Origin of the sequence: Streptomyces sp. NPDC005774 (genome assembly GCF_042871645.1) — a bacterium.
GTDB lineage: Bacteria > Actinomycetota > Actinomycetes > Streptomycetales > Streptomycetaceae > Streptomyces > Streptomyces pratens.
Window position 1 is genome coordinate 1 of sequence record NZ_JBIAIV010000074.1, and the last position, 21,199, is coordinate 21,199.

Below are 21,199 nucleotides of genomic sequence, written 5' to 3' on the forward strand. Positions count from 1 at the left end.
GAGTTCTCCGGGCGGGCAGTCGGCGACGAAGCAGAAAACCCCACGGCGCGAGCCGTAGGAATCCCCCTCCTTCAGGAGGGGGAGGATGTCAAGTTGCCCTTGCCCTCGGCGTTCAACACACAGATGCCTTCGGCTCCGAGGCTGAGTCCCTGACGCTCGGCGAAGGCGAGGAGGATGCCTTCGTCCGTCACGCCCTCGACCACGACGGCGACGTTGGCGAACAGCGCCTCGGCGAGGTCCTTCACATAGCGGGTGGCCCCTCGCCGTGCGATCGACCTCCCTTCCACGTATCCGTCGAGCGAATGCCGCAACCGCACTTCGGTGAGTTCCCACAGACGTACTTCGGGGTGGTCTCCGCCGGTGACGCGGTACAGCCTGCGGACCTGCCGGTAGTCGCTCGGGTCGATGAACACCGGGCTGTGGGTCGCGTACATCACCTGGGTCTGGTCCTCGGCCGACTCGACCAGGCTGCGCAGCACCTGCGCGAAGACCCTGGTCTGCGCCGGGTGCTGGAACAGTTCGGGCTCCTCGATCGCCAGGCACAGGGAACGCGTGCCGCTCTCGGGACGGCGGCATTCCGAGAGGTACCGGAGCGCGGCGATGATCAGCGCGCGCTGGAATCCGTGGCCCTGGCGCCGGACCGGTGTGAGGGCCGCTCCGTCGCGGATGCTGACGGCGAACGCGGTCCTGGTCCGCTTCGGGGCCTGGGCCGTCGGGGTGACGACGACGTGCCGTCCGGTGGTGAAACGGGCGACCTCCTGGGAGAGGGCACCGGACAGATGCGCGAGCACCGGCGCGCAGATCTCCTCGTGCACCTTCTCGCGCGCCGCCCGGGCGTCCTCGTCGATGGCCGTGAACTGGGCTTCCGCCTCCGACCGGTCGACCGCGTGCTCGAGGATCCGGCCCACCACGGACGCCTTGTTGTCGCCGGTCTCCTCGTACGCCCGCAGATCGGCGGAGATGAAGACGAAGTCGATCAGCTTGCCGAGAACTCCCTGGCCGGCAAAGCCGAAGAAGTGCGCGCCCTCTACCTCGGCTTCGGTGAGCCGGTCACGGTGCGCCGCCTCCCAGGAACGCATCTCCATTTCGGCGTTGTCCCAGCTGCGGACGGCGGGCAGACCGAGAGCCGGGTCGCTGTCGCGTAAGGCCTTGTACGCGGCGGTCTTCTCCCGGCTGCCGGCGCCCTGCCGGATCTGCTCGAAGGGGGATAGGCCAGGGCCTTGCCCGTGATGCGGTCCTCCCCGTTCTCCCAGGTGCGCCAGATGCTCAGGCTTTCCACGCCCTTCGGCGCGTAGTGGCCGAGCGCGGCCCGGTCGGAATCGTTGAGCCCGTCGAACTCGACCTCCACACGGATGCGCTGGGTCTCCGCCGCCGAGTGGACGTCCTCCTCGCTGAGGGTCCCGCCCTTCTCCCCGTTGAAGAACCAGTCGAGGGCACGCAGGACGGTGGACTTGCCGACGCCCGTCGGGCCGATGAACGAGGTGATGGAGTCGAAGGAGACGTCGAGGCTGCGAAGGCAGCAGAAGTTCTCGATGCGGACGCGCTTGATCTTCACGGTTTTCCTGACGTGTGACGGAACGGGATGTCCTGCTCTGGGCCGTGGGGCCGAATCCGAGGCACGGCTCAAGCGCGGGGCGCTGAGGGGGCGACGCGTTGGCGCTCGGATGCCCTTGGGCATGAGGGACAGGTGCTTCCGGTGGGAACCCCCCAGTCACCACCGGAAGCATGGATACCTAACCATGTCAGTGAAAGCGTCGTCAATCATTAATGCGCGTGGGTGGGTTGCGTAAGGGGGTTGGTGGAGGGGTGGTGGGCGCAGACTCGCAATCGTGCCGATCCCTCAGTGATGACAGGCCGTCACGCGCGGGCTGACGCGATGCGTGGCATTGCGAGGGGCTGAGCGCTTTCGGCGACCGGCGTCGACGGAGCGATGTCCCCACGGAGCCGCCGATGAGGGGGAAGGTTGATGCCACCGCACACTTCGGCGCGGTGACGGATCACCGGAGGGTCGGGTGGTGGTGATGCAGGCCTCGACGCGCTACCGGGCAATGGGCAGTAGGCAGATGCCGACTGATCGCACTGTGGAACGGCGCCCTGATCTGCAGGTGCGGCCCTCGGAAGGTGCCCGTCTCCGGATCCCCGGGAACCGCTCCAGCGCGAGCCGCGTGTCCTCGTCGGCCGGCGCGTACGTCGTCGTGAGGTGCTGCGTCGGGCTGCCGGGGAGCTGCGCGGCGGCCGGGGTGGGCTTCACGAGGGCCTTCGGGCAAGGCGGTTACCGGGACCGCCGGGTGCGCGGTGCTGTGACAGCGGGCGCAGGCACCATGACGATCAGCATCAAAAGTAACGCCCACCTCGGACAACGGTACCCACCTGGTCGAATCCCGGACGCCCGAAAAAGGGGTCAACGGAGCAAATGCGACAGGTGGTTGCGGTGATGGCCGCACACACGGCCAGGTTCCGATCGCGCCCGTCGGGTGTGAATTCATGGGCTGGGATCTTGGTTATTGAGTCGGTCGGGGTGAGTCGGCCGTCGAAGGTCTGCTCGACGACGTAGTGGAGCTTGCCGATGTTCTTGATGTTCGGGGTGCCTCTGCGGGAGGTGACGGGCAGGGGGCGGCGCATGCGGAGTTCGTCGCGGTGGGGGCTGGAGTCGTAGGCCTTGTCGCCGGGCAGGGCTTCGGGACATCGGAGGGGCCGGGGTGGCTGGAGGGTGGAGGGTGGAGGGCAAGTCTCAGCCGATCTTGAACATCCGTAGCGTTACGAACGCCCCGGTCTGCTGTGTAGGGCGCACAGTTCCTGCACGAGTTCTCTACTGGTCGGGCACTGTCGCTTTTCGGTCAGGTGTTGGCGAGGACCTTGTTGAGTGATCTCGAGGCGTGCCTGGGTGGGTTTCGTGCAGGCGAGGCCCACCCTGACGCACCGAAGGATTCCTTAAAAGCGCACATGGAAAGGTCGAGCATAAGGTGGATGAATTAGATGAGCACGCAGGCGAATTGAGGGCGTCCCACGCCGAGCGGATGGCTTCACCCACGGAACTGCGGTCCATGTAAAGGGACTACGGCTCTGATCCGGCCGTTTGCGTGCCCCGCTCGATCATCGGCAACAGGCGTGTGGCCAGGGTGCGTTCGCCGACCGCGAGGGAGTCGAATACCGCTGCGATCACGGCCAGGGTGCCGCACTCGATCAGGGCCGGCAGCCGCACCTGTGGATAGGGCCCCTGCCGGGCCTCGGTCACAGGCCGAGTGTACGCAGCGGAGTTCGCCGCACTGTCGGGGACGTGGAAGCTGGTGCCGTCCAGAACGAGCACCCAGCAAGGAAGCGACGTCGGTGCCGGCCCTGGCCCGACTGCCGTCCGCCGAATTCGCCCTGAACCTCGGCGCGCGCGCATGAATGATCGAGACTACATTGGGGGGAGGGGGAAGACCGGCGGCGGCGAGTCGGTTTCCTGGCTCATCCCGCCGCGGAACCCTGAAAGAGGCGTCCGAGAGGGGATCCTTGCCATGGCCAGGGTGCTTTTCATCGTGAGCGGAGCCACCTACTGGGTGTTGAAGGACGGCACGAGGTACGCGACGGGCTACTGGGCCGAGGAGTTCGCGAACCCGTACAAGATCTTGACGGACGCCGGCCATGAGATCGTCGTCGCGACGCCCGACGGCGTGACCCCCACCGTCGACATGATGAGCCTACGCCCCGAGATGGTCGGCGGAAATGACAGCGCCCTCGAATTGGAGGCCGTCATCCGTTCCGCGGAGGTGATGCGTCGGCCCTTGCGACTGTCGGACGTCCGCCTCGAGGACTACGACGGGGTGTACTTGCCGGGCGGCCACGGTCCGATGTCGGACCTGGCCTGGGACGCCGATGCCGGACGGCTGCTGACGCGGCAGCTGACCTCGGGTAACCCTCTGTTCATCGTCTGTCACGCGCCTGCCGCGATGCTGGCGACCAGGATCCACGGCGAGTCGCCGTTCAAGGGCTTCGACGTCACCTGTTTCACCAACGAGGAGGAGGAAGGCGTCGGACTGGCCCCCATGGCCCCGTGGCTGCTGGAGACCGATGTGCAGGAGAAGGTCGGGGTCAACTTCAGCCGCGGCCCGATCTGGGAGCCGTACATGGTCGAGGATCGCAACCTGGTCACCGGGCAGAACCCGGCTTCGGCCGCGATCCTGGGCAACCGGATGCTGGAAATCCTCAAGTGAGCGTGAGCGACACGACGGGTGCGGACACCGCCCGGAAGGTCGCGGTCATCACCGGTGCCAACGGGGGCATCGGCTCCGCCATCGTCACCGCCTACCGCGGCCTCGGGTACGCGGTCGCGGCCACCAGCCGTTCCATGCCGGAATCCGAGGACCCGCAGGTGTTCGCCTTCAGCGGCGATCTGGTGGAGCCCGGTGCGGGCGAGCGGATCGTGGGGGCGGCGATGGATCGGTTCGGTCGGATCGACACCGTGGTCAACAGCGCCGGCGTCTACATCGGCAAGCCGTTCACCGACTACACGGACAAGGACTTCGACCTGATCGTCGGTGTGAACCTGCGCGGATTCTTCAACGTCTCGCGCAGCGCCGTCGGCGCGATGCTCTCCCGCGGTGAAGGCGGCGGTCACCTGGTGAACATCTCCACCTCCCTGGTCGACCAGCCGAATGCACAGGTGCCGTGCGCGCTCGCGTCGCTGACCAAGGGCGGCCTGAACGCGGTCACCAAGGAGTTGGCGATCGAATTCGCAGGGCGGGGCATCCGCGTGAACACCGTCTCGCTCGGCGTCGTCCGTACGCCGATGAACCCAAAGGCCACGCCCGAACTCGTGGCTCGCCATCCACTCGGGCGGATGGCAGAGGTCGACGACGTCGTCCAGGCCATCGTGTACCTCGAGCAGGCGTCCTTCGTCACCGGCGAGGTCCTCCACGTGGACGGCGGCCAGAGCGCCGGCCATGGAAAGGATTGCGATGAATGACAGCGCAGACACCGGGTCCGTTCCGCGCGAAGGGCTGAACAGGGCCGCACTCGAGGAACACTGGCGAGCATCGGAACGTGGGGATACCGACGCCGAGCATGCCGTCTACGCCGCGGACGCGATCCTCGACTACCCCCAGTCAGGTGAACGATTCCGGGGCCGCGCGACGATTTCGGCGCAACGTGGAGGGCACCCTGCCAGTCGGCACTTCACCGTCCAGCGGATCGTCGGCAGCGGGGATCTGTGGGTGAGTGAGTGTGTCATCACGTACGACGGGGTGCCCACCCACTCGGTGAGCATGATGGAGTTCTCCCACGGGCATGTGGTGCACGAGACGCAGTACTTCGCAGACCCCTTCGATGCGCCTGAAGGGCGGAAGGCACTCGCGGAGCCGATGCCGGGCAGGAATATCGCCGGGGCCTGACCCTGGGCCCGACCAGGGCCTGGCCCCGGGCCGCGGGGCGATGCGCACAGCCGGATCGTGGCCATGTGCTCCGGTCCGTGTCCGGTGCGGACCGTGGAGGCGTCCGTACGGAGGAGGAAGGGTCTATGCGCTGTGCGATACGTCCACTTCTCTACGGGACCGCGGCCGGCGCCGCGGGTACGACCGCGCTCAACGTCGTCAGCTACGCGGACATGGCGCTGCGGGCCAGGCCGGCGAGCGCGACACCCGAGGTCACCCTGCGCAAGCTCGCGGCGAAACTGCATGTGAGGATCCCCGGCGACGGCCCAGCCCTGGACAACCGGGTGGCGGGACTCGCCCCGCTGACCGGAATCGCCGGCGGTCTCGGGATGGGAGCCCTGCTGTCCCTGGTCCGCAGCGCCGGCTGGCACCCGTCCAAAGCCCCCGAGTACGCCGTTGCCGCAGTGGGGGCGATGATCGGCACGAACGGTCCGATGACGGCTCTGGGCGTGACAGACCCGCGGAGTTGGTCGATGTCGGACTGGGTCTCCGACATCGTCCCCCACCTCGCCTATGCGGTGGTGACGGTGGCGGTTCTCGACCGCCTGTACGCGACGCCCAGCGGTGGGACCGTATCCCGTTGACGTGGGTCCGGCGCGAGGCGAGCGACAGTCAAGACCTGTGCATGGGTTGACGTGCACTTCAGCGACGCGAGCTCCGCTGTACGCAAGTGCCCACCATTTGCTGCCTGCGCGGGTGTCCCCGCGAGCAAGCTGCCCACGAGGGCCACGAGGCCCAGCAGGGCAATGCGTATCGAGCGCAATGCTGTCTCCGAACTACGAAGTGCGTGGAGGATCGGTGTCCGCCTACGCGGGCGGGCCCAGAATGCCGCAGATTGATGCGTCCACGACAACATTCTCGGGAAAGTTTCCTCCCGGAGCACGCCGACGCCACCGGTCCCCGCGGTTCGGGGCGGCGGGCGTCGCCCACCTGGTGTCAACTCGCCCGACGGATAAGGTCCTTGTCTCTGTGAACGCGCACTACGAGCGGCCCGCGATGGTGGCCCGTGGCCCTCGCCGGAGACATGACCGGCCACCGGATCCTGGACGCCGGCTGCGGCTCGGGCCCCGTCCGCTGCACTGCGCGCCCGCGGTGCCGTCGTCACCGGCATCGACGCAGGGATGCCGGCACCTCCCTTCCGGGCGAAGCCCGGCGGCGGTCCGGCGTGCCACCGCCCGCAGACGCGCTGGAACTCGGAAGCCGGGGTTCGAGCGCGTCCGTGTCATGGACCGCTTCGGGCCCGCCGCCTCGCCGTTCGGAAAGGGCGAGGCCGAGAGCGAGGCCGAGGCCGAGGGCGGGGCAAAGTCCAAAGGAGATGGTTGCGAATTGCTTGGCGTCGTGCTTGTTCCATCTCAGGCAACCTTCACGAACACCGAGCGGTCTTTCCTGGTGCCGAGAACCAGAGCAATGCCCTTGCCGACGGGTCGGCAAGGGGCGGGAGACGACTTGCCGAGTGCCTGAGTGAGGGTGGAGATGACGAATCCGAACACCGCGAACACCGTAGTGACGTGGGTTGACGCACGCGACAGACTGCCTCGGAGCGGTACACCGGTGGCAGCAGCGATCACGGGTCGGTATCCGGCCGACAGCGTCACTGAGTCCCATACGGCGTTGGGTGAGGAATTCTGGCTGGTGAGGCCGATGTACTTCACGACGCTGCACTGGAGTGAGGACGGGGCGGAGCACAGAGACTGCTTCGTCGACTCTGACGGGATCGTCCGTTTGCCCTACGGTCTTACCAGTGCCGAGACCGTGACTCACTGGGCTGAGCTGCCCACCCTGCCAGGCGGGACGACGCACATGGTCCTCGGGAAGGACGCGCAGACAGCTCTCCAGAACGCATGGGGCGCTCCTCCCGTTACCTGACCCACGGAGAAGAGGTGCTATAGCCGGGGCATCGGATGCCTGACCGGAGCCTGAACCGCTCCGGCTGCGCCGGGTGGTCGCCGATGCGGCCGTCCTGGTCGGTGGCGAGTGCGTTCATCGGGTATGGCAGCACGGCCTTCACCCCGCGTCGCCCCAGCGCCTTCTGCCGCCGGCACCGGATCCGTAGGGATGCGGTAGGGGTGAGCGGCGCACCGCGGCACACACCGGCCTCGGCAATGAGCTTCATCCTGGCGCACACGCCTCGAGCCCGTGCCGCCTTCGAGCCGGTCGGCTGATTCGGAAGGCCGGATAGGAGCGTCCTGATCCCGGGGCTCCGGCCTCCGCCCTCACACGCCCGCCTCCCTCAGGGACGGGCTGGGTTCGCCCGACCAGGAGACGTACAGGCTGTCGCGGGCCGCGTGCAGGCGACGAGCAGGAGGCAGCGTTCGGACGGGTCGCGTCCGTACGCGCGGAGTCGCTCTCCCCGACCGAAGCACGGAAACCTTCTTCATGAGCAGGACCGCCGAGACAGAAGGCGCATTGGAAACCCGCGGCATCGAACAGGTGCCCGATCGTGGGCGCACCGCCAGAACCTGCGAGCTGTTCCCCACCTGGGTCGGCGCCAACATCAGCGTGCTGCTGCTCACCATGGGCGCGAGCCTCGTCGTGGCGTATCACCTCAATCTCTGGCAGGCGCTCGTCGTCGCTGTCGTCCTGCGAGCCCTGGGGATCGGCGGTGGTGTTCTCATCTGGTGACGTACGGGATGCGGTGGCGTGCGAAAACCGCCGCCCCGCTCGGGCAGTGACCGAGCGGGGCGGCGGACGGGACGAGGAGAGGGGCGGCGGGGACTTGGGCCCTTCTCCTCGGGGCTGTGCCGGGAGTCACCCCATCTCCTCCAGCGCCTTGCCCTTCGTCTCCTTGACGAACTTCAGGACGAACGGGATGGAGAGCGCCGCGAAGAACGTGTAGATCAGGTAGGTGCCGGAGAGGTTCCAGTCGGCCAGCGACGGGAAGCTCACGGTGATCATCCAGTTGGCGATCCACTGGGCGGAGGCGGCCACGCCCAGGGCGGCGGCGCGGATCTTGTTCGGGAACATCTCGCCGAGCAGCACCCAGACGACCACACCCCAGGACAGGGCGAAGAAGAGGACGAAGAGGTGGGCGGCGACCAGGGCAACCAGGCCCTGGGTGGCCGGCAGCTTGCCGTCGACCAACGGGTGCGAGAACGCCCAGGCCTCCAGGGCCAGGCCGACGACCATGCCGGAGGAGCCGATGAGCGCGAGCGGCCTGCGGCCGATGCGGTCCACGAAGATCATCGCGATCACGGTGCCGATGATGTTGATGATCGATGTCGTGAACGAGTAGAGGAACGAGTCCGTCGGGTTGATGCCGACCGACTGCCACAGCGTCGCGGAGTAGTAGAACGCGACGTTGATACCGACGAACTGCTGGAATGCGGACAGGCCGATGCCGATCCAGACGATCCGCTTGAAGAGGAAGCTGCTGCCGAGCAGGTCCTTGAAGGTGGACTTGTGCTCGCGCTTCATGGCGTGCTCGATCTCGGCCACGCGGGCGTCGAGGTCGACGCCCTTGCCCTCGACCTCGGCGAGAATCTTCCGGGCGCGCTCGCGGCGGCCGACGGAGAGCAGGAAGCGCGGGGACTCGGGAATGACGAAGGAGAGCATTCCGTACAGCAGGGCCGGGACGACCATCACGCCCAGCATGACCTGCCAGGTCTCCAGGCCGATCAGGTTGCCGCGCTGGTCGCCGCCGGCGGCGTGGAGCAGACCCCAGTTGATCAGCTGGGAGGTGGCGATGCCGATGACGATCGCGGCCTGCTGGAAGGAGCCGAGGCGGCCGCGGTAGGCGGGCGGGGCGACCTCGGCGATGTAGGCGGGGCCGATGACCGAGGCCATGCCGATGGCGAAGCCGCCGACGATGCGCCAGAAGGCGAGGTCCCACAGGGCGAAGGGCAGGGCCGAGCCGATGGCGCTGACGGCGAACAGGGTCGCGGCTATCTGCATGCACCGGATGCGGCCGATGCGGTCGGCTATGCGGCCCGCGGTCGCGGCGCCGACGGCGCAGCCGATCAGGGCGATGGCGATGACCTGGGCCAGCTCCGCGGATCCGATGCCATAGCGGCTCCGGATGGCCTCGACGGCGCCGTTGATCACGGAGCTGTCGTAACCGAAGAGGAAACCGCCCATGGCGGCCGACGCCGCAATGAAGATGACGTGCCCGAGATGTTCGGGATGAGCCGCACCGGCTCCTGGCCTGGGGGCCTGCTCTGTGCTGGTCACGTGTACTCCTCGGGCGCACCGGCAACGCTGCCGGGGGTGGGTCAGCCCTTCCAGGTGAAATCTGAAGGCAAAAGCAACGCCGCGGAGACCATGTCTTCAAATATCGAAGTTGATACTCCTGCCTACTGCGAGATTTCACCGCCCGTCGAGCGGGCTTGTGTTCAAATGGTGTATTCAAGTATCGGACATGATCCGACTACCCCGAAGTCGCGGAGGCACGCGGGGTCCATGGCACAGGAGTTTCCGGGCAGCGGGGCCTCGGCCCGGGCCCGTGCTTCGGCTGGACGAGTCTTTCCGAATGCCTGCGGGCATGAAGCGAGGGTGCTCAAGATCCGTTTGTGGCGACGAACTTGACCACCCTCGTGACCGCACTGTGCGTGAAGATCGACGATGACTGGGCCGGGATCGCCCGGCTGCCGGGCAGGCCACCGAGACTGAGTCACTCCGAGTTGCCGTGCCTGGCCGTCATGCAGGCCCTGCTCGGCTTTCACGGCGAGGCCCGCCGGCTGCGGCACGTACGCGCCCACTACCGCGGCATGTTCCCGTACGTCCCGCGGGACGCCGACTGCAACAAGCGTCTGCGGGCCGCGCTGCCGCAGGTCAAACGCCTGATCCGGATCCTCGCCAAGGACACCGACTTCTGGCACGGCACTGTGTGGATCTGCGACTCCACGCCCGTGCCCTGCGGCATGTCGAGGCCCACCGTGAAGCGGTCCGAAGCAGCCGGCTGGGCGAACTACGGCTACTGCCCGTCCCACTCGCGGTTCTACGGGGGGCTGCGGCTGTTCCTGGTGTGCACCCCCTCGGGCATGCCGATCCTGTGGGCCCTGGCCGGCCCGAAGATCGATGAGCGTGAGGTCCTGGCCGCGATGCTGGAGGTCGACGCCCCGCTGGTGGGGGAACGGCCCGGCCTGCTGCTGATCACGGACAAGGGCTTCGCGTCCAGGGCCTTTGAGCGGTCTCGGTCCGAGCAGGGCATCACGCTGCTGCGGCCGTCCATGAAGCGCGCGGCCGTCCGCCCCGGGGAGCCGATGCTCAAGAAGGTCCGCCAGCTGATCGAGTCGGTGAACGACACCCTCAAGGGCCGGCTGGGCCTGGAACAACACGGCGGACGCACGATCGAGGGCATCGCCGTGCGCGTCGCGCAGCGCGTCCTTGCGCTGGCCGCCGCGGTCTGGCACAACTTCCAGACCGGGCAGGCGGTCAGCCGCTCACTGACCGCCTACGACCACTGAACGTGTTCGGAAAGACTTGTCCAGGGGCTGCGTGATGGGGTGATCGGTCTTTGGGTTCTCGTCGGAGCGAAGCGCTCCGCCCCGTGGTGCCGGTGGGGCGGAGCGCATGCGTGGGACGCGGGTCAGCGGCCGGGCCAGGTGATTGACGGCTGTTCGGAGGTGAGGGTGATCTCGAACTGCTCCAGCGGCGGGGCCCCGGCGTCGCGCCACCGGGTGAGGTGCGCCTCGACGGCGTCCCAGATGCGGGACGGCCCGTTCTGCCGGACCGTCCACCGGCCGTCGTGCTCCCGGAGCACTGCCCAGGTGCCGGTGTCGACGTCGAGGAACAGGTGCTCCGTGCGGCCTTCGCGGGTGAGGCCGAGGTGCTGAACGCATGATCCGGCGGTCAGGTCCAGCCCGTGAGGTCTCCGACGAAGTCCGCGTACGAGCGGTTGCTGCCGCGCGGGGCCTCGTTGACGTCGCTGTCGTAGGGGTGGCCCCAGGAGTCCGCCCAGGTGCCCGACATCGTGCACCTGGGCGGAGGCATAGGGCGGCTTGCGACGGCCGGCGTTTCTCTCGGCTCAGAGAATCGCCACGGCCCGTCCGGCGACCTCGCCCTTGGCGAGCTTGTCGACGTACTCCGGGATCTGCTCGAACGTGATGGGTACGACGTTCGAGGCGATGTTGCCACTGGCCATGAGCTTGAGTACCTCCTCGGCTTCGGACTTCTCGCCGTTGGAGGCGCCGACGATGGTGATCTCCTTGAGGATGACCTGCTGCATGGAGAGGGTCGCTTCCTCGCGGGCCAGTCCGATCTGCACGATCCGACCGCCGTGCTTGATGGCGTCCACGGCTGAGGCGGTGGTGGTGCCGAAGCCGGCGAAGTCGACGATCACGTCAAGGCCCTGGTCCGCGAAATCGCGGATGTCCTTGGACACGCCGCCGACTCCGAGTTCATCGGCCGTGTCCCAGACCTTCTCGTTGACCTCGGCCACGTAGACGGTGGCGCCCAGTTCCTTGGCGATCTGCGCGCCGAGCGAGCCGAGTCCGCCGAAGCCGATGATGCCCACGTTCTGCCCGGCCTCGACACGGCCGAACGTCACGAGTGCGCGGTAGGCCGTGCGCGCGGCGTCCATCGCCGGAGCGGCCTGCGAGAAGTCCACCTCCTCGGGCACGCGCACGACGAGGTTCGCCTTGACGACGACCTTCTCGGCGAATCCACCGTCGACCGCGGTTCCGGGGCCTTCGGTGACGGCCGGGATTCCCACGCGGTCGCCGACGGCGAATTCGCTGACGTCCGAACCGGCGGCGCTGACGACGCCGGCGGTCTCGTGGCCCAGGATGATCGGCTTGTGGCCCAGCAGGGGAGTCAGGGTGCCGTCGACGAAGCTCACGTCGCTGTGGCACAGGCCGGAAGCCTTGACGTCGATGACGATCTCGTCAGCGCCCGGCTTCGGATCCTCGCGCTCGACCAGCGTGAACGGTTCGTTGACCTCGTTGAACTGCCATGCCCTCATGTCGGCTCCCTCCTGTGGTGAGCACCCACAACCGGGTGCTAGTTAAACTTTAAACGTTTTCGGTCGAAAGTCGAACGGCCCGGTGTCAGACACACGACAGGCGGGCCCCCGCACCGGGAACCGGCGCGGGGGCCCTGCTGTGCCCGGTCGGCTCCGGGAGGACGGGGTCGCTACGGGACCCGGCGGCCGCCGTGGGGCTGCGAAGCGGGTGGCGCGGGCGCCGGCCGTCCGATGGGGCGGCGCCTACGCCTTCGGCCCGATGCCCGCCGTGTCCGTACCGGCGTCGTTCTGCGGCTCCGCGGGCTCCACCACCGGGATGGCGCCTGTGGTGGTCACGATCGACGGCGTGAGCACAGAGGCGTAGTCGTGCTGGGTGGAGTAGGTGAGGAAGCCCAGGTGCGCCTCGTAGCGGTCCAGGACGTCGTCGATCACCTGCTGGGGGGCCAGGCCCATGAGGTCGTAGCCCTCGGAGCCGGTCTGGGTGAACACCTCGACCCGGTAGTAGACGTCCGTCTGGCGGGAGATGCGTCCGCCGAACATCGGCACCGGGGCCTCGACGGCCTGCACCTGGTAGTGGAAGTCGCGGTGCTCGGGGATCGTGACCACCAGCGCGTGGCCGGAGATGCCGGTGTGCTCGTTCGGGACCGGGTCCAGCGTGGCCTGGTAGCCCTGCTTCCCGAATTCGCGGACCACGTCGGCCAGCGCCGGCTGCACGGTGCGCTCCATGAACTGGGCCACCTGCTTCTTCGAGGGGTAGGAGCGCATCCGCTCCAGCCGCTGGCGCCAGGTGCGCTCGGGCGCGTGGCCGCCGTGCGCCGCCGTCGACTGCCGGCGCAGGACCCGGCCCTCGCGCTCGGCCCGCTCCATGCGCAGGGCCTTGGAGAAGGAGGCCATCACCAGCCAGGCGATGACCGTCACCGGCAGGGCGAAGATGAGCGTCGCGTACTCCATGGTGGTGACCCCGCCGGCCACCAGCATCGCGATGGTCAGCAACGCGGTGAGCACCGCCCAGAAGATGCGCAGCCACTTCGCCCCGTCCTGCGACGGTTTGGGGATCGAGGAGGAGAAGTTGGACATCACCATGGCGCCGGAGTTGGCGCTGGTGAGGTAGAACAGCAATCCGGACAGCGTGCCGAGGCCGATCAGGAAGGCGGCGCCGGGGAACATCTCCAGCAGCGCGAACCAGCCCTTCTCCGGGCTGTCCATGGCCTGCTGGGCGAACTCCGTGTTCCCGTCCAGGACCTGGTGCATGGCGCTGTTGCCGAAGATGCTCACGAGCAGGAAGTCGCAGAGCACCGGGGCGGTGACGGCGGCGATGACGAACTCGCGCAGGGTGCGGCCGCGGGAGATGCGGGCCAGGAACAGGCCCACGAACGGGCCCCAGGCCAGCCAGAACGCCCAGAAGAACAGGGTCCAGCCGCCCATCCACTCGGAGCCCCCCTCCTGGTAGGCGAAGGTCTGCAGGGTCCGGTCCGGCAGCGAGAAGACGAACCGGCCGATGTTCTCCACCAGCGCGTTGAGCAGGAACGCGGTCTCTCCGGTCACCAGGATGTAGAGCAGCATGGCCGCCGCACTCCAGATGTTCAGCTCGGAGAGCAGCCGGATCCCCTTGTCCATGCCCGAGGTGCAGGCGGCGATGGTCATGATCACGGCCACGACCACCAGCGCGATCTGCAGGGCCAGGCCCTCCGGGAGGCCGAACAGCCAGGCGAAGCCGACGTTCAGCAGCACGACGCCGATGCCCATGGAGGTGGCGACGCCGAAGACGGTGCCGACCAGGGTGACGATGTCGATGGTGTCGCCGATCCCGCCGCGGACGCGCTTGCCGAGCAGGGGGTACAGGGCGGCCCGGATGGACAGCGGCATGCCCCAGCGGTAGGCGAAGTAGCCCATGGCCATGCCGAGCAACGAGTACATGGCCCAGCCGGCCACGCCGTAGTGGAACATGGTCCAGACCACGGCGTCCTGGGCTGCCGCGGCCGTCTGGCCCTCGCCCGTCGGCGGAGCCATGTACTGGGTGATGGGCCCGGTGACGGAGTAGAAGAGCATGTCGATGCCCACACCGGCGGCGAACAGCATGGCCACCCAGGTGAAGAGCTTGTACTGCGGCCGGGAGTGGTCGGGGCCGAGCCGGACGGAACCCTCCTTGGACAGCGCGACCCAGAGGACGAACACGATCACCACGGTGATGGTCAGGACGTAGAACCAGCCGAGGTTCTCCGCGATCCAGGCCACCATGGCCCGCATGGTGTCGGCGGCGTGCCCGGGCGCGAACATGGCCCAGAGGGAGAAGGCGACGATGACGGCCGAGGAGATGACGAAGACGCGCCAGTTGACCTTGGGGCCGGGCTCCTCGATGAGTTCCGCGGGGGCCTTGCTGAGCTCCTGGCTGGAGACGGGGGGACGGTTCTCGGCCTCCTGGCCGTGGCGCCGCCGTTCGGTGCCGCCGAGGTGGCGGCGTTCGATCGGGGCCTTCGGCGGCTCGCCTCCGGGGCGGGGCGTGTGTACGGCTTCGGGCATGCAGTCCTCCTCCTGTCGGCGACGGGTTCAGGCGGGCGCCGGCGTGGGCAGACGTCCGCGGCCTCGATCTGAAGGGGGGAGGCCGTGCACAGTGGGCGCCCTGTCGTGGGGCCCACCTAGCCATTAGAACGCCTAACAAAATGATCTCCGTGAATCGCTCCGGATTCGGTAGAGATCTCAGATGTTGGCTGTGACCTGGGCTTTCGCGGTGATCAGGTAGTGGTTGACGGCTTCGTATTCGGCGGGCGAAATGTGCCTTATCTCACCGTGGGGCCGGGTCTGGTCGTACCAGTCGGTTGCTGCCGCGCGGGGAGGGGGGCCAGCCGGTGCTCCAGCGCCTCGCGGGCGACCGTGGGGCCCTCGCTCTCCCGGAGGACCGGCGAGCCGAGCCCCCGCTTCTAAGAGGGGGAGGATGTCAAGCACGCTTTCTTCCGGCTGCTCTACATCGCGGCCCTGCGCGACAAGGCCCGGGACTGGGCCACCAACATCGCCATCAGCGACCAGCCGATGAGCAGCGGCGCCAAGATCGAGTTCCATCATGTGTTCCCGCGCGCCCGTGTCCAGTCGGCCTACGCGAAGGAGGAGCGGAACGGTCTGGCCGACCTGGTCTTCGTGACCGGGCAGACCAACAAGATGATCAGTTCGAAGCTTCCCTCCGAGTACATGGGAGGGATCGACCCGGACCGCCTCGCCGAGCAGTGGGTTCCCGGCGATCCCGAGCTCCGTTCCCTCGACCGGTTCCCCGAATTCCTGTCCGCACGGCGGCGGTTGCTCGCCAATGTCCTCAACGACCTACTTGGTCTGCCCGTCCCCGACGAGGCGGCTCCCCGTAGGGAAGTCGACGAGCCGCCCGCCGACGACGAGCTGATCGCGGAAGGGCCGACCGCACCGTCTCTGGTCGCCGCGCGTGTCCAGGCACTTCGCACGGAACACGGCGTGGAGGTCCACGCGGTCCACGACGGGCGGCGCGTCAACGGCTACTACGACCCGTCGTCCCGGACCGTGACCATTCCGTCCGGGCCCGGCCGGGGTGAATACGAGAGTCCCAGCGGAGCGGCAGTCGCTGTGGTGCGGGCGCTCGATCCGCACGTCAGTCCGCATCGCAACGGTCGGTCCTTCTGGATTGTCACGGCCACGGGGGAGTTCTTGCAGAGCATTCGGTAGCGGTGACCTGCCGCTTCACGAGCCGGGGTACAAGGCGTCACGTTCGCGGGGGCCGGTGGTCTCCGCGGTCCATGAGATTCTCGCCGGTGTGTGCGCGAGGCCGGTTGAGCTCTCCCGTTCGGACTGTCGACGGCGGGCCTCAGATCAGGTGGTTCGCGCACCGACGTGACACTGGGGCTCACCGAAGGAAGTGGACGTGGAGCAGTTCGCCGCGGGCAAGGTTCTGCGCAGCAGGTACCGGCTCGACCGGATTTTGGGCAAAGGGGCGATGGGGCACGTCTGGCAGGGGACGGACGTGTATCTGGAGCGTCCTGTCGCCGTGAAGACCGTTGCCGCGGACCTGCTAGCCCTGCCCGACTGGCGCCGCACCGCCCTGGCGCGCTTCGAGCGGGAGGCGAAAGCCGCCGCCCGTCTGGACCACGCCAACATCACCACCGTGTACGACGCGGCCGTCACCGAGGACGTCTGCTGCCTGGTGATGCAGCTCGTCGACGGGACGACCCTCGACAACGTCGTCGACAGCGCCGACGGCGGCCGCCTGCCCCTGTCCGCCGCGGTCTCCGTGGCCGCGCAACTGTGCTCCGGGCTGTCCGCCGCGCACGCCGCCGCTCTCGTCCACCGCGACCTCAAGCCCCAGAACATCATGGTCCGCACCAGCGGTCTGGTGAAGATCCTCGACTTCGGTCTCGTGAAGGTTCTCTCGGACACCGACCCGCAGCTCACCATGACGGGCGAAACGCTTGGCAACTTGGCGTACGCCTCGCCCGAACTCCTGGCCGGCGAAAAGCCGTTGGACGGGCGCAGCGACCTGTACGCGGTGGGGTGCCTGCTGCACCACATGCTCACCGGCAGCCCTCCCTTCCACAGCGAGGGCCCCGCCGAGCTGGTGACCCGGCATCTCACCGCGTCCCCGCCCCGGCTGGCTGACCGCGGCGTCGACGCCCCGGCCGCGCTTCAGGAGCTGGCGGACGCACTGCTCGCCAAGCGCCCCGAGAACCGCCCCAGCGGGGCGGCGGACGTGTACGCGGCCCTCGCCCCGTACCTGCCGGCCCCCGACCCGGCGTTCGCGACCCGCCGCATGCCGCCGGAGGACCCCCGGCGGCCGTTCCTCGTGCCCCAAGGACCGGTCATGCCCCGACCGGCGGCCGGACCTTGATCAGTTCCCTGAGGAACGGGCTCGGCTCCCCGTGCCAGAAGACATCGAGGCTGTCCCGGGCGCGTGTGGTCGCCACGAAGAGCAGGGACCGGGCGCGCTGCATCTCCGTCCGGTAGCGCGCCGGGTCCGTGGTCCGCCGCTGCTGGACGCTCGCACGCGGCACCAGCCCGTCGGTCGCCCCGGCGATGATCATGCGCTGGTACTCGAGTCCCTTGAACCGGAACATCGTGCCGATGTGGACGCCGCTGTCGCCGAGGGGCCCCTCCGGGCCGATCTCCAGTGCCCGGATGCCGTGCTGAGCCAGCGTGTAAGCGGCTTCGCGCGCCATGTCGTTGGTCGGTACGGCGATGGCGATCTGCTCGTGCGGCACCTGACCCCAGGACTCGATCAGCGCGGCGATCGCCTCGCGCTCGTCCTCCCAGTCGTCCAGCCTGTGCAGGTCCGGGACGGCACCGCTGAGCACGGACCGGTACCCGGCCAGCGTCTCGGTGCTGCCGTCGAGGTCGTCGTACATCTCGTCACCGAGCACGTTCAGCGCGGAGCGCAGGATCTGCCGGGTGGTGCGGTAGCTCAGCGACAGCTTCGACGACCGGCCACGGATGTTGATACCGAGGCTGCCGAGGGTCACCTGGTTCTTGTAGATGCGCTGGTGGGTGTCACCGACCAGGAAGAGGTCGTTGCGGTCCGGAGCGGTCATCGCACGCAGCATCTTCCAGTGCGCGGGCCGCAGGTCCTGAGCCTCGTCGACCACGATGTGCCGGTACCGGTAGCGCAACCAGCCTCCCGAACCGTCGGCCATGTGGATGTTGTCCAGGCCGCCCGCTTCCTCCCGCCGGCGATCGATGGCCTGGATACGCCGGGCGCGTGCCACCTCCAGCTGCGCCGCCCGCTCCGCGACCTGGTCCCACGTCTGGGCTCCGAGCCGGTCCAGACGCTGGGCGAACCGCTCGGCGAGCTGTTCCAGGTCCGCGCGTCCCCGGTGCCGCGCCCCGACAGGAGCCGGTCCACGCCCGGTTCGTCGTGCAGGTCCGGCGGGACGACGGCGGCCAGGGCCTGCGGGTCGTCCACGGAGTCCAGGACGTCGCCGATGAGGTCGTTGAGCGGGAGCGGCGCACCGGTGTCGTCCAGCCGGTGCGCGAGCAGCGAGCGCAGCGAGAACTTGTACGAGGCGTTGGCGACGTACCCGGCCCGGTGCGCCGCGTCCTGCGTGGAGTCGTTGAACAGCAGCGTCTTGCGCTCCTCCGGCGCCAGCGCGATCTCCTGGCCGCCGGTGAACAACTGGGTGACCGTGGCGGAGGCGAGCGCGGCGAGCGCGGTGCCGAGGAACCTGATGCCGTTGTCGGTGTTGCAGGCCGGGCAGGTGTCGTCCCGGGCGGCCTGGTCGGCGGTCTTCTTGTCCAGGAGGGCCCGCGCGAACCAGGCGTCCTGCAGCCCCTCCCCGTCCCCGGCGACCGGCATGCGGTACGTGCTCTGCGCCCCGTCCAGCACCACGACGGACTGCGGATCGGCACCGCCCGCCTGCTTGGGCGCGGTGCCGGTGAGCGCGGCGAGGGCGTCCCGCGCCTCGGCCGGGGTCGCCGAGATGAAGTACCGCAGCCGTCGCTTGTCCCGTCCGACGGAGGCCTGCCAGATCTTCGTCGGACTGGCCTCCAGCTTCTGCGGGTCGGCCTCCGGGGACAGGGCCGCCCAGCCCGAACGGCCGCACATGCGGCAGTAGATCGCGGGCAGATGGGCCTGGGCCGGCCGCTGCACGGTGTCCGAACCCGGCAGTGCCTGCGGCCGCCGCGAGTCCGCCGTCGGCCAGTCGTCGCTCTCGGACGGGTCCTCGGAAGCGGACGCCGCGGTGAGCGCGGAGCGTCGCGCGACGGTCCGCTCGTCCTCGTACCAGCGGAACTCCGGCCGGGCGCCCACCCCGCTCAGCACCCGCCCCACCGGACGGACCCACAGGTGCGCCTCGATGTGCAGCAGCGGACGCGGCCGGCGCGCGTCGGACTCCGGGTCCCGCGCGGACGACAGCAGCGCCACGAACCGCGACAGCGCCTCCAGCGCGAGCCGCGGGTTCTCCCGCGCGGTGCGCGCCCACGCGTACCCGAAGCGGGCCATGCGGTCCCGCAGTCCCCATTCGTCGAGCGGCTCGCCGTTCAGCAGCGCGAGCACACCGTGGGTGAAGTCGTGCTTCTTCAGCAGCCGCCCGATCTGGAAGGCGTCCAGGCCGCGCCGCCCCAGCAGCCGCTCGGTCAGCCCGTCCAGGTCGAGCCGGTCCGGGTCGGACTCCACGCCCGGCCCGCCCGAGACCTCGATGACGTCCTTGGGACCGGGCGGCTCGGGCAGCTCGTAGTCGATGTCGCCGACGAAGTCGTCGGCGCTCAGCCGCTCCTCACCGATCACCGCGTCCGGACCGAACGGCACGCCGAACACCTGCTCGGCGACGGTGAGGATGCCGCCGGTGTCGCCCCCGCCCTCACCGAGGGTCGCCGAGGTCGCCACCGGGCAGATCGAACCCAGCGGCCGCTCCGGCTTCGAGGCGCCCACGGCGGACGCCAGCCGCCGCAGCAGCATCGCCACGTCGGTGCCCTGCGCCCCGTCGTAGGTGTGGAACTCGTCCAGCACCACGTACGCCGGGTCGGCGCCCTCCCACAGCGAACGGTCCTCGGCCCGCTGCAGCAGCAGGTCCAGCATCTTGTAGTTGGTGATCAGCACGTCCGGCGGCGACTGGCGCATCTCCTCACGCCGCGTCATCACCCGCCTGAAGTCCGTGTCCGGCTTGTCCCCGATGTAGAGACCGGCCGTCACCTGGGCCAGTTCCGGCTGCGCCAGGTAGTCGCCGATGCGGCCGGCCTGGTCGGTGGCGAGCGCGTTCATCGGGTACAGCAGTACGGCCTTCACCCCGCGCCGGCCCAGCGCCTTCTGCCGCCGGCAGTGGTCGAGTACGGGGATCAGGAACGACTCGGTCTTGCCGGACCCGGTGCCCGTCGTCACGAGCGTCGGCTCGGCCGCCCCCTTGTACGTGCTCAGCCGCTCCCAGGCCTTCGCCTGGTGCCGCCACGGTGTGAACGACGGCTGCCACTCCAACGCCGACTTCCACTCGTCGTCGGCGGTGTGGAACGGCGTCCTGATCCGCAGGTACGGCCCCCGGAAGATGCCCGTCTCCGGATCTCCGAGGAACCGCTCCAGCGCGAGCCGCGTGTCCTCGTCGGCCAGCGCGTACGTCGTCGTGAGGTACTGCGTCAGACTGCCGCGGAGCTGCGCGGCGGCCAGGGCGGGCTTCACGAGGACCTTTCGGGCAGGACGGTTACCACGACCGCCGGTACGCACCACCGCGACAGCCGGGCATCGGCACCGTGACGATCAGCACCAAACATATCGGCCACCTCGGACAACGACGCCCACCTGATCGAATCCCGGACCGATCCGGTCGCCCGGCACGGCGGGACGCGGGTGCCGGCGATGCCCATGACCGAAGGCATCCACCCGACGGCTGCCCTTTCCGGGCCCGCCGCCGGGCACCGGCCCCGAGGAAGCACGAGGTTAGGATCACTGTGTACACGCGGCTTGTCATGTTGAGGTCACGGGGGTGGAGGTACGCAGCATGGGCGTACATGGTGCAGGCGCGGGCCAAGAGGGCGGCGTCGATCTGAGGGTGTCGAGCCAGGGCCTCACCAGACTGGCCGGTGACCTCGACGACATGCAGGATCACCTCGACAAGCAGGTCAGGCGAATGGACGCGATCGTCGACCGCATCGAAGCGGGTTGGCGAGGGCCGGCGGCGACGGCGTACCGCGAGTTCCACCGGGCGACGGCCGAGGACGCCGTGCGCATCCGTGAAGTGATCCGGCACCTCGAGCAGGCCGTACGCCTCAGCCGGGACGGCTTCACGGAGCAGGAGCTGGAAGTGGTGGCCCGACTGCGGAGCATCCAGGTGGACATCGACAGCGAGGTCGACAAGCTCTCGACATCGAACCCGGAGACGACCGCTCCCGCCCACCCGCGCAGCAGCCTCGACTCCTTCTGACGCCTCTGAGGGAACCTCTGCCGCAACCGCGACGACAC

The 21,199-nt window shown here is 68.8% G+C and carries 17 protein-coding genes and 4 pseudogenes; 11 read left to right on the forward strand and 10 right to left on the reverse strand.

Annotation, left to right across the window (positions count from 1 at the left end; all coding sequences use genetic code 11):
• Positions 1–71: 71 nt before the first annotated feature.
• The 3 genes from ACFYQA_RS36225 to ACFYQA_RS36235 form a co-directional block, all read right to left on the reverse strand.
• Positions 72–1,085 carry an ATP-dependent endonuclease gene (locus tag ACFYQA_RS36225; RefSeq protein WP_388927343.1) on the reverse strand — a complete coding sequence of 338 codons (1,014 nt, stop codon included), beginning with the start codon at positions 1,083–1,085 and terminating at the stop codon, positions 72–74.
• Complete coding sequence (locus ACFYQA_RS36230) at positions 1,028–1,555, reverse strand: AAA family ATPase (protein ID WP_388927346.1); 528 nt, start codon at positions 1,553–1,555, stop codon at positions 1,028–1,030. Before ACFYQA_RS36230 ends, ACFYQA_RS36225 begins: the two co-directional genes overlap by 58 nt.
• A gap of 1,500 nt (positions 1,556–3,055) precedes the next feature.
• Complete coding sequence (locus ACFYQA_RS36235; protein WP_388927349.1) at positions 3,056–3,235, reverse strand: hypothetical protein; 180 nt, start codon at positions 3,233–3,235, stop codon at positions 3,056–3,058.
• A 265-nt stretch (positions 3,236–3,500) separates the two neighbouring features.
• Here ACFYQA_RS36235 and ACFYQA_RS36240 point away from each other — a divergent pair, with 265 nt between their 5' ends.
• From ACFYQA_RS36240 to ACFYQA_RS36260, 5 genes and pseudogenes are all read left to right on the forward strand, one after another.
• Complete coding sequence (locus ACFYQA_RS36240) at positions 3,501–4,196, forward strand: type 1 glutamine amidotransferase domain-containing protein (protein ID WP_388927352.1); 696 nt, start codon at positions 3,501–3,503, stop codon at positions 4,194–4,196.
• Positions 4,197–4,198: 2 nt separating this feature from the next.
• Entirely contained in the window at positions 4,199–4,948 is a 750-nt protein-coding gene (locus ACFYQA_RS36245; RefSeq protein WP_388927355.1) for an SDR family NAD(P)-dependent oxidoreductase, read from the forward strand.
• Positions 4,926–5,372 carry a nuclear transport factor 2 family protein gene (locus ACFYQA_RS36250; protein WP_388927358.1) on the forward strand — a complete coding sequence of 149 codons (447 nt, stop codon included), beginning with the start codon at positions 4,926–4,928 and terminating at the stop codon, positions 5,370–5,372. The genes ACFYQA_RS36245 and ACFYQA_RS36250 overlap by 23 nt, the downstream gene beginning before the upstream one ends.
• A gap of 125 nt (positions 5,373–5,497) precedes the next feature.
• Positions 5,498–5,995, forward strand: a complete 498-nt coding sequence (locus ACFYQA_RS36255) for a hypothetical protein (protein WP_388927361.1) — start codon at positions 5,498–5,500, stop codon at positions 5,993–5,995.
• Between the two features lie 385 nt (positions 5,996–6,380).
• A pseudogene (locus tag ACFYQA_RS36260) lies at positions 6,381–6,529 on the forward strand (SAM-dependent methyltransferase); the annotation flags it as partial.
• 234 nt (positions 6,530–6,763) lie between these two features.
• On the opposite strand, the gene ACFYQA_RS36265 reads toward ACFYQA_RS36260, so the two are convergent.
• Positions 6,764–7,063, reverse strand: a complete 300-nt coding sequence (locus ACFYQA_RS36265; protein ID WP_388927419.1) for a hypothetical protein — start codon at positions 7,061–7,063, stop codon at positions 6,764–6,766.
• On the opposite strand from ACFYQA_RS36265, the gene ACFYQA_RS36270 reads away from it, so the two are divergent.
• Together ACFYQA_RS36270 and ACFYQA_RS36275 are read left to right on the forward strand one after the other, a co-directional pair.
• Entirely contained in the window at positions 6,963–7,277 is a 315-nt protein-coding gene (locus ACFYQA_RS36270; RefSeq protein WP_388927364.1) for an AQJ64_40280 family protein, read from the forward strand. The genes ACFYQA_RS36265 and ACFYQA_RS36270 overlap by 101 nt on opposite strands.
• 510 nt (positions 7,278–7,787) lie before the next feature.
• Positions 7,788–8,012: pseudogene (locus tag ACFYQA_RS36275) on the forward strand (cytosine permease); the annotation flags it as partial.
• A 147-nt stretch (positions 8,013–8,159) separates the two neighbouring features.
• Here ACFYQA_RS36275 and ACFYQA_RS36280 read toward each other — a convergent pair.
• Positions 8,160–9,578: a sugar porter family MFS transporter gene (locus ACFYQA_RS36280; RefSeq protein WP_388927368.1), complete on the reverse strand. Its 1,419-nt coding sequence runs from the start codon at positions 9,576–9,578 to the stop codon at positions 8,160–8,162.
• A 338-nt stretch (positions 9,579–9,916) separates the two neighbouring features.
• Here ACFYQA_RS36280 and ACFYQA_RS36285 point away from each other — a divergent pair, with 338 nt between their 5' ends.
• Positions 9,917–10,813, forward strand: coding sequence for an IS982 family transposase (locus tag ACFYQA_RS36285; RefSeq protein ID WP_388927371.1), 897 nt, complete (start codon positions 9,917–9,919; stop codon positions 10,811–10,813).
• 122 nt (positions 10,814–10,935) lie between these two features.
• Here the strand turns inward: ACFYQA_RS36285 and ACFYQA_RS36290 are convergent, their stop codons facing one another.
• From ACFYQA_RS36290 to betT, 3 genes are all read right to left on the reverse strand, one after another.
• Positions 10,936–11,109 (reverse strand): hypothetical protein, encoded by a 174-nt coding sequence (locus ACFYQA_RS36290; protein WP_388927374.1) that lies wholly within the window; start codon positions 11,107–11,109, stop codon positions 10,936–10,938.
• 264 nt (positions 11,110–11,373) lie between these two features.
• Positions 11,374–12,309 (reverse strand): alcohol dehydrogenase catalytic domain-containing protein, encoded by a 936-nt coding sequence (locus tag ACFYQA_RS36295; protein WP_388927377.1) that lies wholly within the window; start codon positions 12,307–12,309, stop codon positions 11,374–11,376.
• Positions 12,310–12,552: 243 nt separating this feature from the next.
• The gene (betT, locus tag ACFYQA_RS36300) at positions 12,553–14,829 is read right to left on the reverse strand and encodes a choline BCCT transporter BetT (protein WP_388927380.1); all 2,277 of its coding nucleotides are present in this window, start codon (positions 14,827–14,829) and stop codon (positions 12,553–12,555) included.
• A 507-nt stretch (positions 14,830–15,336) separates the two neighbouring features.
• Here betT and ACFYQA_RS36305 point away from each other — a divergent pair.
• Together ACFYQA_RS36305 and ACFYQA_RS36310 are read left to right on the forward strand one after the other, a co-directional pair.
• Entirely contained in the window at positions 15,337–15,993 is a 657-nt protein-coding gene (locus tag ACFYQA_RS36305) for a hypothetical protein (protein ID WP_388927383.1), read from the forward strand.
• Between the two features lie 196 nt (positions 15,994–16,189).
• Positions 16,190–17,149 carry a serine/threonine-protein kinase gene (locus tag ACFYQA_RS36310; RefSeq protein WP_388927386.1) on the forward strand — a complete coding sequence of 320 codons (960 nt, stop codon included), beginning with the start codon at positions 16,190–16,192 and terminating at the stop codon, positions 17,147–17,149.
• Here the strand turns inward: ACFYQA_RS36310 and ACFYQA_RS36315 are convergent.
• Both ACFYQA_RS36315 and ACFYQA_RS36320 read right to left on the reverse strand, forming a co-directional pair.
• Positions 17,121–18,173 (reverse strand): annotated as a pseudogene (locus ACFYQA_RS36315) (3'-5' exonuclease); the annotation flags it as partial. The gene ACFYQA_RS36310 and the pseudogene ACFYQA_RS36315 sit on opposite strands and share 29 nt — an antisense overlap.
• A 1,502-nt stretch (positions 18,174–19,675) precedes the next feature.
• Positions 19,676–20,467 (reverse strand): annotated as a pseudogene (locus ACFYQA_RS36320) (DEAD/DEAH box helicase); the annotation flags it as partial.
• 271 nt (positions 20,468–20,738) lie between these two features.
• Here ACFYQA_RS36320 and ACFYQA_RS36325 point away from each other — a divergent pair.
• On the forward strand, positions 20,739–21,161 hold the full coding sequence (locus ACFYQA_RS36325) for a WXG100 family type VII secretion target (protein WP_388927389.1): 423 nt from the start codon (positions 20,739–20,741) through the stop codon (positions 21,159–21,161).
• Positions 21,162–21,199 lie beyond the last annotated feature (38 nt).

Bases quoted from the DNA above. Each gene is read 5' to 3' on its own strand.
- ACFYQA_RS36225 (WP_388927343.1), bottom strand. From the start codon at position 1,085: ATGGAGATGCGTTCCTGGGAGGCGGCGCACCGTGACCGGCTCACCGAA.
- ACFYQA_RS36240 (WP_388927352.1), top strand. From the start codon at position 3,501: ATGGCCAGGGTGCTTTTCATCGTGAGCGGAGCCACCTACTGGGTGTTG.
- ACFYQA_RS36250 (WP_388927358.1), top strand. From the start codon at position 4,926: ATGGAAAGGATTGCGATGAATGACAGCGCAGACACCGGGTCCGTTCCG.
- ACFYQA_RS36255 (WP_388927361.1), top strand. From the start codon at position 5,498: ATGCGCTGTGCGATACGTCCACTTCTCTACGGGACCGCGGCCGGCGCC.
- ACFYQA_RS36295 (WP_388927377.1), bottom strand. From the start codon at position 12,309: ATGAGGGCATGGCAGTTCAACGAGGTCAACGAACCGTTCACGCTGGTC.
- betT (WP_388927380.1), bottom strand. From the start codon at position 14,829: ATGCCCGAAGCCGTACACACGCCCCGCCCCGGAGGCGAGCCGCCGAAG.
- ACFYQA_RS36305 (WP_388927383.1), top strand. From the start codon at position 15,337: ATGAGCAGCGGCGCCAAGATCGAGTTCCATCATGTGTTCCCGCGCGCC.
- ACFYQA_RS36325 (WP_388927389.1), top strand. From the start codon at position 20,739: ATGGGCGTACATGGTGCAGGCGCGGGCCAAGAGGGCGGCGTCGATCTG.